A 12,330-nucleotide genomic window follows, 5' to 3' on the forward strand; every position below is an offset into this window, starting at 1 on the left:
TGTTCCTGTTGGGATGCTGTTCCTAATCCTGGCAATTATCTTGAACGTAGTGTCAAATGTCAGTGACCTAGTGCTTGGAATTTTCTACGGCATCTCAATAGCAGTATTGATTATTGGACTATCTAATAGTCGAAAATAGGTGCTGCAACTGAGAAAAGGGGGGGGTGGGGGTCTTCCCGGTTTGGCCGCTCAGCTGCGAGTAGCTGCATGGAGCTGCCGAGGTGAATTATAAGCAACCAAGGAGGTATATTATGAAAAGTATTAGTTTTCAGAGCATTGGTGTTTTTATCCTCGTATTTTCTCTTTCCTGTCTGTTCTTGACAGTGATTCAGGGAATGGGAAATCTTTGTTCACCAAACGTTCTTATGATTTCCTTAGGTATGGGTTTGGTATCGGCTACCATGTACTTCTTTGCATTCAGGAATCATGACTAGTCAACCGTGCTATCTTAAAACATCTTAGAGGTAGGGCTATTGTCAGCCCTACCTCTCTTTTGTGTGTCTGTGCCATATGGTGTGTCTACGGTAGCGCACTAGGGTTCGTTTGAAATCCTGTACTCGCACCTAGTTGTTCCCAATCTTTTTGCGCGACGGCGGCGGTCAAGCACGGTGCTTGCGCGGGTATACCTGTGCCTTCGCTATTACATAGTCGAAGAGAATCGACCCCTGAATAGTATTATGGAAAGCAACGCCGCTTACGAAGAAGCAACAGTCTTTATCGTAGAAGGTGTATTTGAAAGGATTGAAGAATGGCAAGCGTTGAAGTGATGAAAGAACGGGCTCGTATTGTGGGGCGCTTCAACCTGTCTGCTCGCCGAAACCCGGAACACAAGGCACTTGTTGCGCTCGCCGCGCAGAAGGCGGGAGGGCAGTGCCATGTTATCCCCGTTGCTCCCGGCGAAGAAGAGGCTGATGTGCTCCGCCGCGCACGCAAGGTTGCGGGCGGTAAGCCGGTCATCATTGTGACCGAGGCTGACGGGGAGCTTCATGCTCGTCTCTTCCACAGTGAGAGCAATTAGGCGGGGTAATCCTAAAACTATTAGAAGACCCGGCGGGTACTACAGAAGTAGTATCCGCCGGGTCTTTTCATACACAGCAAACAGGGGATTAGCTCTGAGAACCCTCAAGGTTCTGCAGGAACACACCCAGCGAAATGTTCGGATCAGTTTCCAAAACCCAATCTGCATTACCGCTCGAAGCGCCACCCAGAACAAAACGAGAAGCAGCAGACTGACTAGTAAACTCAATCGGCTTTACGATCTTCAACCCCTCGAGGTGGCCGGCGGCAACCTGCTCGGCGCGGGTAGCCTCCAATGCCTCCAAATCCTTCAGGTAACGGGTCTCTGCCTTCTTTGGCGCACGCACAGGCAGAATCTCACCCTCAAATACCTCAACGCCCACACGAGTACCAGAGATATTGACAATCCGCGCGCGAGCCGGATGCTTCAACTCCTTGCGCTTAATACGGAATACCGCATCAGTCAAAATGGCAGGGAGCTGAGCTTCTTCCGATTGAGAAATAGTAGAAGAACCAACAGCCGGCGCATTCGCCGTTACCTCTGTACCCGTCGACTTAGCTCTCTTAGAGGTGGTGGGCTCAAACATGCGGTGACCACTCGCGCGTAGCATCAGTAGAACTTCAAGCACAAGAGAACGCAGAATTGCTTTCTTCACTTTTCCGATATTTCCGGCGAAGGGGATAATGCCATTCTCCAGGCTATAGCTACCAACCTTCTGAGCCTCACGGCAGAACGCGCTTTCCAGATAGTTGAGCTCTGTCGCTTCCCAAGAATTGTCGGTGGAAGTAATCAGAAATGCGGTATCCCAGAAATCCTTGTAACGGTCATGCTCACGAATACGGCCGATGAGACCGTTTCCGTTCAGGCGTTTTGCCGCCTGACCAATGTATAGACGGGGGCCGTTTGTTGAGGAATTCGTGAGGAAGTAGATACCGGAGAAGTGCAGTTCCTCTTCGTCTTTGTATTTCTCAAGCAGAGTGCGGGGGAGCTTATCAATCGTGATATTTCGGTTATAGAGCTGGTAAGTAACACGCTCTACAACATCGCCCTCCCAAAGAGTTGTATATAGCTGAACAGTAGTCGGGGTGATAGACACGGTGCTCCTTCGCTGCCGTCGTGAGTGAATAATCCAGATGAGACCCTCATAGGGTTCCTGACTAGCAATAATACAGGGTTATCGATTTCTACGAGATACTTTAAGTCACCAAAAAGAGACCCGGCGGACTATCCATCAGATAGCCCGCCGGGTCCCTTCTTTATACCGCTATGCGCTCAGCCTTTTAGCGGGTGGTGCGTTCCAGCAGCTGCAGCACGTTCTGGTAGCTGTGGCCGGTGCGGGCTGACTGCAGTTGACTGTGGCCAGCTAAGCTAGCGAACTGGCACCGAGCCTATATATAGACCCTCTGCGGCGACAGGCTGCGGAGGGGGTGGTTTCTTTGTGCGCTTTGAGGAGGCGAGAGTGGGGAAGTGTGGGTGGGCGCAGAAAGTTGTGTTGTGAGGGGAGTTTTCCCTAGTCCGGGTGAGTATCGTCATGCTAATGTAAGTGATGGCGCTAACGTTCGTTGCCGTTCGGAGGTGCCGGTAATTGTACGATTCGGATAAGGACGTCTGGGTGCATCATAAGGGCTGTTCAGGCATTTATGTTGCCGAGCGTATTATCCACAGATTTGGAAGGGATCTTTATCGAAAAGTAGTAGATATCTTATTATTATTCAAATTTTTGACTGAGAGGATTCTGCAGTGGCAAAAAATAAACCAGTGGTTTGCGTAGAGTATTTGGAGAACTATACCTCCAAATCTTTTGTTAATTTTACAAATAAAAGTACTCCTTTTTGGGGGGTTAATTATATATATGGAAATAATGGTGCCGGTAAGAGTAGCTTGGCGCGAGGGATCAGCGAGAAAGGAAATAGTCTAGGCAAGGGGGTGGCCCTATTTAATGCAGATTATACGCGAGAAAATCTCCTTTTTGAATCTAATCCAAATCTAATTTCCGGTGTCGAGGCAACATTTGGTTCAGAGAATATCGATACTAAAAATAAAATTGCAAAGATTGAGAGTGAGATAGAAGAGATTAAAGGTAAAATTGAAATCAATAACAAAGATATAGTTTCCAATTCTGAAGTAATTAAAAATAAAATTAAATCCATCTTTGATGAAAATAAGAAAGACTCTAAAATTAGGAATAAATCCATTAAACTTGAGGCTTATGAAAATGGTTCCGAATGGATTAATAAGTTAAAAGAAATATATAGTCGAGATCTTAATAATAGTGTTAGCACGGACACTCTCGAAGATGTAGATAATATTCTGTCGTGCGGGATTGACGAGGCGAATAAGAGGATTACTTTGCTGGAGAGGTTGACCTCAAATCTTCCTGGCTTATTTGGAGATTCTTTTGATTTTGATAAAGTTATTTCTATTTTGGAAAAAGAATATGAAATCAGTGCATCCATGCCTAGGGATATTCTTGATTGGATAGCCGATGGTTTAAGAATCCATAATGAAGGTGATGAATGTAAATTCTGTAGTAGTAATGAAATTAATATTGCAGAAATAGAGGAAAAATATAATTCCTATAGAAATCAGGAATGGTCGAGAGACCAGTCTGCCTTGAATCGTTTGGAAAAAGAGTTTAAGGATAACATAAAAAGTTATGAATCTGCTTATACTCGCCTCTTGGAGCTGGCTCAAAAAAGCGGCATTGAACTAAATGTATCAATTAATCTAGATACTGATGATATGTGCGGTGTGTTGGGTGAATTATTGGGTAGGAAATTAAATTCTCCTGAGGCGTCAATCAACTGTCAAAAGCTGGCAAAAATCTCTAAAAAATATAGCGATGGATATCGGGATATGCGTTCTGCTCTAGATGCAATGCGTACAACCATGGCAGACGAGAAGAAAAAATATCATAAATATGTTAATAATATCGAAGAGTATGAAAAGAAGAGTATTGCCCAAGGAGTTCTAAACGAATTAAATGAGGGTAGTTTGAAACTTAATGTTGAGAAAATAGAGAATTGTGTGGAAAACAATAAAGAATATGAAATCTTGATATCCGAGAAGATCGAGGAGAGGGACGCTATAAAAAGGAAGGTGTCGCGGTATAGGAAATTTATGGAATACCTCAATAGTGAACTTAAAAACATTGGAATGCCATTTCGCTTGCATGAGGAAGACATTAATAGTGGAAAATATTTAATTAAAAATAATCAAGGTGAAAATATTTCGATTCACGATGTTAGTGAGGGGGAGAAGCATGTATTGTCTCTCATGTATTTTTACTATACCTTGTTTGATGATGAACATCTTGAAGTTATAAAGGATGGTATTGAAGTCATTGTTATCGATGACCCTGTATCTAGTTTGGATGAGGGGAATAAGTTGTATATTTTAAATATGGTCATTGGTTTAGCTAATATGGTTGGGAGAGAATATAAAGAAGGATGTAAAGAAAAATTGGGGTTGAAAAAACAAATTTTTATTCTAAGTCATTCTTGGGAGGATTATACTGTGCTGAGTTACCATAGGAATCAAGATATCTCGGAGCAGTTTGAAGTTTACAAGCAGATGAACGATTTGGGTCAGCTCTGTACAACTATTCGAATCATGGGTGAGAAAGAAACAACAGGTTCGTATGCAAGATTATTTAAGGAAATCTATGAAATTAGCAAGTTAAAAGATTTGTCGGATATCACTGAGTGTCAAGAAAACCACTCATTAAATAGCATGCGAAGGGTATTTGAAGAATATCTATCATTTAAGAGTAGGAGTGTTCTCCTTCCTCAGTATAATAACATTGATAGAATTGTGGATATTTATGAATTGTCAATAGCTGAGGGTGATGCTAAAAAGGGTTTAATTAGTAACAATTATCGTTCTAAATTGAGTACTTTTTGAGTGATATCAATGTTGGGTCACATCGCATAGCAAGTGTTGATGGAAAATCAAAGATTATACAATATGCAAAAACGCTGATGAAGTATATACAAGATACAGATAAGGTTCATTATAATGCGATGAAACAATAAATATAAAGAGGGACCCGGCAGGCTATCACATAAGATAGCCCGCCGGGTCCCTTCTTTATGCCGCTATGCGCTTAGCTCTGTTAGCGGGTGGTGCGTTCCAGCAGCTGCAGCACGTTCTGGTAGCTGTGGCCGGTTGCCTCGGTCATACCCTGCTCACAGGTACGGTTAGCCGAAATGTATGCGGCGAACTGCTTCTGGCCGCTCAGCTCCGCAGCCTCCGCCTCCGTAGCGCTCGCCGTCAGCTCGGGGTGCAGCATACCGCGGTCACCCGCGTAGCCACAGCAACCCCAGTTCTTCGGCACGTACACGTCGTCACTCATCGCGTTCGCAATCTTCTCAAACGCAGGCTGAGTACCCAGGTGAGTCATGGAGCAGGTCGGGTGCAGCGCAACCGACGGCAGGGGAGCAGACACGGCCAGCTTATCCAGCATGTTATCGGCGGCGAACTGAACCGCATCGTACATGCGCAGACGCGAGAAGTCCGGCTCACCCGGCTTCAAGCCGTTCACAATCTTGTGCTCAAGCGCCTTAATCACCTTCTGGCGCATCACCTCAAGACCCTCAGTGCAGGACGAAGCGTCACACACAACCGGCAGGCGGCCACCGTCAGTAGCCTCCCACAGAGACTTCAACACACGGTCACTCATAATCGAGTAGCCGTCAGTGAAACCCTTCGACTTCCACGGGGTGGAGCAGCACATCTCACCAATATTGTCCGGGATGCGGTACTTCACGCCCGCACGCTCACACAGGCGAATAAACGCCTGGGTTGCGTTGACCGGGTCGTGCTTGCCGTCGCCGTCCACACCGCCGAACATGGCGTTCACGCAGGCGGGGAAGAACACAATCTCAGCGGTTGCGTCCTTATGCGGCTTACGCGCCGGGCCACCGACCGGCAAGTCCTTCTTGTAGGAGGGGACCGTGTCGTCGCCCATGACCTTGCGGGCAATGTTGGTGGTGCCGTGAACCACGGGGAACGGCAGCTTCTTCGCCACGGTCAGGGCCTTGCCGGCGACCTTATCCATGACGCCCCACTGCTGTGCGGCAACCTTCCAGCCGGCGGCAGCCAGCTTGTCCTGGTTCTCAGAACGCAGGCGGCGAATCAGGTCACCGGTGTTGATGTTCACGGGGCAGCGGGTCTGACACATGCCGTCCACGGCGCAGGTGTCAATGCCGTTGTACTCGTACTCCTTGCGCAGACGCTCGGCGAGCTCGTGGTCGCCGTTCACCTCGGCGGCGGCAATTTCACGGCGCATCACGATGCGCTGGCGCGGGGTCAAAGTCAGGTTACGGGAGGGGCAGACCGGCTCACAGTAGCCGCACTCCACGCAGCGGTCGACTTCTTCCTCGACGGTCTCAGCGACCTTCAGGTCGGTTACATAGTCGGTGTCCGGCTCGGTAATCAGCACGCCGGGGTTCATGAAGCCCTTCGGGTCGATGAGGCGCTTGATTTGGCGCATTACGTCGAAGAGTTCCTCACCGAACTGGCGGCTCACGAACGGAGCCATGATGCGACCGGTGCCGTGCTCAGCCTTCAGCGAGCCGTCGTTACCGAGGATCAGCTGAACCATTTCTTCGGTGAACTCGCGGTAGCGGTCCAGCTGCTTCGGGTCGCGGAACTGCTCGTTCAGCATGAAGTGGATGTTGCCATCCTTCGCGTGACCGAATATCACGGAATCCTTATAGCCGTGTGCGTCGAACAGCTTGGTCAGGTCGCTACAGGTGTTACCCAGAACCTCGACGGGCACAACCACGTCTTCAAGCAGTGCGTTCGTGCCGGAGGGGCGGTTGCCCGCAACGGTGGTGTACAGGCCGCGGCGTGCCGCCCACAGGGCGTTACGCTCAGATAGCTTGCTGGTCATCGACACCGGCGAAGCCACCGGCAGGCTCTTAAACATGGGTGCTGCTACGGCGGCAAGGTCGCTCAGTTCCTGCTCGGAGTTGCCCTGGAACTCAACCAGCAGGGCGGCGTGGTCCTTCACGTCGATGGCGGCGAGCGCCTCCGCAGCCTGACCGGTACGCTGAGCCACACGAATACTGGTGGCGTCCATCAGCTCGACGGTCGCGAGCTTGTTGGCGACCAGTTCGGGCACGGAGCGTGCCGCATCAATCAGGTTGTCGAACACGAGCAGGCCGGTCGAGGTGTTCTTCAGAATCGGCAGAGTGCGGTAGGTTGCCGAAGCGACGAAGCCGAGGGTGCCCTCCGAACCGATTAGCAGGTGCTGCAGAATGTCGACCGGGGTCTCAAAGTCGACCAGGGAGTTCAGACCGTAACCCATGGTGTTCTTCATGGAGTACTGCTGGCGGATCTTCGCCATGGACTCGGGGTTTTCAAGCACGCGCTTGCGCAGGCGCAGCAGGCCCTCGTGGATTTCGGGTTCGAGGGAGCGCAGTTTCTGGTCGGCGTCCGGCTCGGCGGTGTCAATGATGGTGCCGCTGGGCAGTACGAACACTATGGAATCCAGGGTGTTGTACGTGTTGTACTTGGTGCCCGAAGACATGCCGGAGGAGTTGTTCGCAACCACGCCACCGATGGTGCATGCGGACCAGGATGCCGGGTCGGGGCCGAGCTTGTAGCCGTAAGGTGCCAGGTAGTTGTTGACCATCATAATGGTCGCGCCGGGCTGCACACGCACCTTCTTGCCGTCTTCAAGGACCTCAATCTTCTTGAAGTGGCGGCGGGTGTCGACCATCAGGCCGTCACCGCTTGCCTGACCGGAGAGGGAGGTACCGCCGGAACGGAAGGTGAGGGGCAGGCCGAGGTCGCCGGCTGCGCGGAAGATGTTGGCGACATCTTCGGCGGAATCGGGGCGGATCAGGCCGGCGGGCACGAGCAGGTAGTGGGATGCGTCGTGTGCAATAGCGAGGCGTTCGAGTTCGGAGACGCTGGATTCGACGGCTTCTGCGCGTGCATCGGAAAGTAGACGGTTGAGGGTGTCCGCGTAGGGGGACTTGAGGGCTTCAGATGTATTTGACACGACGGTCATGATCTTGCTTCCTTACTGGTGACAGGTGTGTGAATGCTGTCTTTATTCCAGTATCTTCCTTTGAACGCCGTCTTTTCCGCTTAGCTATGGCTAAGCTTGGCGACTACTTGTCACCATAAGGGGAGTGGGTTATACACCGTGCTGATGCGTAGCTTTGCCGCGTGTTTGCTGGTTTTCCGGGGGAGTAAGCGCGGGCTTGCGGAGGCGCACCCACCACACTCTGAACGCTGCGGCTGCTGTTAGGCGCGACCGCCGAGCGCCGTAACATTCCAGCTAGCAGCACTATCAGAAGTCACCACACCACAAAACAGGGGAGAACCCGCCGAAGCACGCACCCCCAAATCCTCCACAAACACGCGACCACCCGCAGGCACACTACGCTCCTTACGATCCACACCCGCACAATACACCGTCATCTTCGCACCCGAACGGTTCTCCACAGCCACCGAACCGCCGCTCGCACCCGTATCGTGCACAAAACCGCGGCTGCCCTGCATCTGAATCTCACCAACCTCCGCGCCCTGACTCGTCAATGGCACACCATCAGGCGCAGTGAACTTGCCCGAAGCATCCACGCCCGCCGCACGAACCGATACCATCCACTGCGCGTCATCAGTCAGCTGCGAGGTCGAAGCCGTCACACGCGCCGAACTATACGGCACACTCACCGCACCGGCAGACTTAGCGGAACCAGAAGGACCGGTACTAGAAGGACTCGGCGCCGTCGCGCTCGCCGTATTACGAACCCACACGCCCGCACCCTCACCCGAACCGCCAGCAATCACCTCAACCGTGGTACCCGAACCGTCCGCGACCGAAACCTTCATAGTGCCCTCAGGCTCACCGCGACGCTCAAACTCCACATACGAATAAGTAGCGGGAGCCGCGGGGCCCTCAAAGACCGCCTCCTCAACCGCGCCGCGGCCCGTAAACAGGCGGAAACCCTCAGAATCCTGAATCACCGGCGCCGTTGCGTGGCTCGCCGCCGTCGGCTCAGACGAAGCCTCCGCAGAAGCAGAAGGGGAGGAATTCAAGGTGGCGCACCCACCCAGGGCGACGGCGAGCGCACCTGACAGGCAGAGGCTCGCGCCCAGCTGGCGGAAACCTGACTGGCGGAAGAACAGGGTCTGGAAAGCGGCGGTGTGTGAAGGCATGAAGCACTCCGATGTGCGGGTCGGCAACGCAACGGGACCGCAACGCAACGGGGCAGCAACACTGCGAGGCAGTAACATTGCGGGGCGGCGCAACCGACGTGATGGATACACCACATATTGTGTCAGGTTAAATGCTCACCGTGCAAAGACCACAGCACGGCGTAAAGACCGCCAGACGAAGACCACAGTGCAACGAAATAGAAACGCAAACGCAACGGCGTGGAGTATCATTCACACTATGGATAAGGCAGAACAGAACCAGACAGACAACACGGTAAAGAACGGCACAGCACCCAATACCTCGGGGAATACCTCGGGCAATATTCCGGGGAACAGCCCGGTGGGTGCGTCTGCGCGCCCTGAAACTGTTGCATCTGAAACTACCGCATCTGAAGCCGCCGCTGAGAATACCACGAAGGCTGGTTATACCCAGTCGGCACCGGCAGAATCCAGTGCCGCCAAAACTAGTGCTGCAGCAAGTAGCCCCGCAGAGGCTACCGCCCCCGGCATGGAGGCAGTACAGGTTGATGCCGTGCAGATTGATAGCGCCCGCCTGGACAGCACCCACTCCGTCTACTCCACCGACCTGGACCCCGACGACGACTACGAAGAGGTCGTCGAAGAATACGCCACCACCGACGCGCCGGACGGTACGCACCGCGAGGAGCGTCGCATCACCCGCACCACGCATCACCCGCACGGCAAGGGCGACCAGAAAGCGGGCACCCAGGGTAACCCCGATGGTGACGCCGAGATTATTGATGTAGGCGAACCTGAAACGCACACCACGACCATTCGCACGGTCACCCGCACCGTCACGGACCCGCCGCGTCGCACTCCGCGAACCCGCCTCTTCCGCACGCTCAGCAAGTACCGCGGCGAGAAGAACCTGGCCGCGTGGGAAGACCGCTCCTCCACGCCCATGTTCGTGGCGTCCGTGCTGTACCTGCTCGCGTTCGCCGCGCCCATCATGAGCACACGCATTCAGGAGCCGTACGACGGGTACCTCAACATCATTCAGATGATTCTGTGGGGCCTCTTCGCCGCCGACTACTGCGTGCGCCTGTACCTGGCGCCGCGGCGACTCTACTTCATCACGCACAACCTGATGAACCTGGCCATCGTGCTGCTGCCCGCGTGGCGTATTGTCAGCTTCCTCGCCATGATGCACCTGACCACCAACCGCCAATATAAGAGGCTCTCCGAACTGGGGATGAAGCTCTTCGGCTACACCGCGATCTTCATCATCATGTTTGCCCTGTCGATCTATTCGGTGGAGTCCTCCGAGCCGGGCGCGATGATTCGTGACCTGCCCACCGCCTACTGGTGGATGTTCACGACCCTCGCCACGGTCGGCTACGGAGACGTTTACCCGGTCACCGGTATCGGCAGGGTCATCGCCGTGATCGTCATGCTGTACGGCGGGGGCTTGGTCGCGGTTGCTACCGGTGCGCTCGCGAGCTGGATTATCGAAAAGTTTGGTGGCAGGGAGGAGCAGGAGTACCCCGCAACCAAGGCTGACGTGGACGATCTTCGCCAGGAGATTTCTGAGTTGCGTGCCCTGCTGGCTCGTGAGTATGCGCGCCGTGAAGCCCACGACTACACGTTGCGTGAGGTTGTGGATGAGGACGGCGTGCACCCGATCCCTCCGGAGGCGGCACGCCGCGCCGGTTTTAGTGCCGCCGATTTTACCGCCGTGGGTGCTGCTCCAGATGATGCTGAACCCGCCAATCCCTCGACCTCTCATGAGGTTGCGGTGTGTGAGCAGGAGCCGGTCGCCCTGCTGGAGGAGACTCGCCAGACGCTCACGATTATTCGTGAGAAGTTCGCGTTGCGCTCTCACAAATAGTTGTTGAGTTCTGCTGTTATCTGTAGCGAAATCGTGGGTTTTGCCTGTGGTGTGGTGGAAATCCGCGGTAGAAATTCGGAAAGCCTTCGCCAGATGTCATGTTGTGGCTTGTCGGAGCAAAATGAGCCCGCGCAGAGGGCACATTGGGGTTCTTGTGTGAATAAACCACTTAACTTAAGGTCTAATGTAACCAAACGATCTTTTAAAAAATAACCGTCACTAATGAAACTCCTAGCCAGAGCATATAAACTAGCTATGTGCCGATGACCGAGCACCCTGTAGCCCAAATACGCTACGGGGTGTTGTCGTATCCCCACCTCACTCACGGGCAGGAGGCACCACTCAACTCACAAACTCACTCAAACACATACTCTGTTAGGACACTTTTCTGGCACCTAAGTCCACTCTGAGTGCGCTCGTAATACTCGGCGCGCTCACCCTCACCGCGTGCGCATCCGCACGAATAACGCCTCCGACCAGGAAGCCAAGGAATTCATCCTAGAAGACGGCGTGCTGTTTTTCCCCATGACCTTTGAGGGTGCCACCCGTATCATTCGCCTGGAAAAGCTTCACGGCTAGGCGCGCTGCCGGGGGAGTTATCTCATATCTGGCACGCATGACGGACCGGGCATTCCCGTTGCTGCGTGCGGGCTATAGAATGGGACTATGAGCGAGAACACGACCCCCGAGCACAGCACCGCAGCCTCGGTGCAGGATTCCTTCGAGCTACCCGGCGCACCGGACCAGTTCCAGCGCCTGTGGACCCCTCACCGCACCGCCTACGTGAGTGGCGGCCAGAAGGACTACACCGAGAAGACCTGCCCCTTCTGCACTGCGCCCAGCCGCAGTGACGAGGAGTCGCTGATTGTGCACCGTGGCGAGCACGCTTTTGTGATTCTCAATCTCTACCCGTACAACCCCGGGCACCTGCTCATCTGCCCGTACCGCCACATCCCGTTCTACGATGATGCGACCGAGGCGGAAACTATTGAGATTGCGCAGCTGACCCAGCTCGCCATGAAGGTTCTACGTGAGGTGTCGCATAATGACGGCTTCAATATCGGCATGAATCAGGGTAAGGTGGGCGGCGCGGGCATTGCTGATCACCTGCATCAGCATATTCTGCCGCGCTGGAGTGGGGACACGAATTTCCTGCCGATTATCGCTCACACCAAGACCATGTCACGCACGCTGGATGATATGCGTGTGGCTATTGCGGAGGGGTTTGCTCGCCTCAGCTAAGGGGTGCAGGGCCGATAGAAACTTCGGTCCGCTAGAGTGGAATGCT

At 53.2% G+C, this 12,330-nt stretch carries 8 protein-coding genes; 5 read left to right on the forward strand and 3 right to left on the reverse strand.

From position 1 onward, the window contains the following. Nucleotides 1-748 precede the first annotated feature (748 nt). Nucleotides 749-1,018, forward strand: a complete 270-nt coding sequence (locus ACUXHH_RS04085) for an aminotransferase (RefSeq protein WP_458390878.1) — start codon at nucleotides 749-751, stop codon at nucleotides 1,016-1,018. 88 nt (nucleotides 1,019-1,106) lie between these two features. Here the strand turns inward: ACUXHH_RS04085 and ACUXHH_RS04090 are convergent, their stop codons facing one another. Next, complete coding sequence (locus ACUXHH_RS04090) at nucleotides 1,107-2,114, reverse strand: GIY-YIG nuclease family protein (protein ID WP_458390879.1); 1,008 nt, start codon at nucleotides 2,112-2,114, stop codon at nucleotides 1,107-1,109. 644 nt (nucleotides 2,115-2,758) lie between these two features. Here ACUXHH_RS04090 and ACUXHH_RS04095 point away from each other — a divergent pair. Further along, nucleotides 2,759-4,921: an AAA family ATPase gene (locus tag ACUXHH_RS04095; protein ID WP_458390880.1), complete on the forward strand. Its 2,163-nt coding sequence runs from the start codon at nucleotides 2,759-2,761 to the stop codon at nucleotides 4,919-4,921. 211 nt (nucleotides 4,922-5,132) lie between these two features. On the opposite strand, the gene ACUXHH_RS04100 is transcribed toward ACUXHH_RS04095, so the two are convergent. Together ACUXHH_RS04100 and ACUXHH_RS04105 are read right to left on the reverse strand one after the other, a co-directional pair. After that, nucleotides 5,133-8,039: an FAD-binding and (Fe-S)-binding domain-containing protein gene (locus ACUXHH_RS04100; RefSeq protein ID WP_458390881.1), complete on the reverse strand. Its 2,907-nt coding sequence runs from the start codon at nucleotides 8,037-8,039 to the stop codon at nucleotides 5,133-5,135. A gap of 239 nt (nucleotides 8,040-8,278) precedes the next feature. After that, the gene (locus ACUXHH_RS04105) at nucleotides 8,279-9,193 is read right to left on the reverse strand and encodes a hypothetical protein (RefSeq protein WP_279740053.1); all 915 of its coding nucleotides are present in this window, start codon (nucleotides 9,191-9,193) and stop codon (nucleotides 8,279-8,281) included. A 238-nt stretch (nucleotides 9,194-9,431) separates the two neighbouring features. On the opposite strand from ACUXHH_RS04105, the gene ACUXHH_RS04110 reads away from it, so the two are divergent. From ACUXHH_RS04110 to ACUXHH_RS04120, 3 genes are all read left to right on the forward strand, one after another. Next, complete coding sequence (locus ACUXHH_RS04110) at nucleotides 9,432-11,042, forward strand: ion channel (protein ID WP_279754114.1); 1,611 nt, start codon at nucleotides 9,432-9,434, stop codon at nucleotides 11,040-11,042. Nucleotides 11,043-11,489: 447 nt separating this feature from the next. Next, nucleotides 11,490-11,621 (forward strand): hypothetical protein, encoded by a 132-nt coding sequence (locus tag ACUXHH_RS04115; RefSeq protein ID WP_279754113.1) that lies wholly within the window; start codon nucleotides 11,490-11,492, stop codon nucleotides 11,619-11,621. Nucleotides 11,622-11,708: 87 nt separating this feature from the next. Next, complete coding sequence (locus ACUXHH_RS04120; protein ID WP_279790251.1) at nucleotides 11,709-12,284, forward strand: HIT family protein; 576 nt, start codon at nucleotides 11,709-11,711, stop codon at nucleotides 12,282-12,284. The last annotated feature ends 46 nt before the right edge of the window (nucleotides 12,285-12,330 follow it).

This window comes from Rothia sp. 110740021-2, assembly GCF_054263775.1.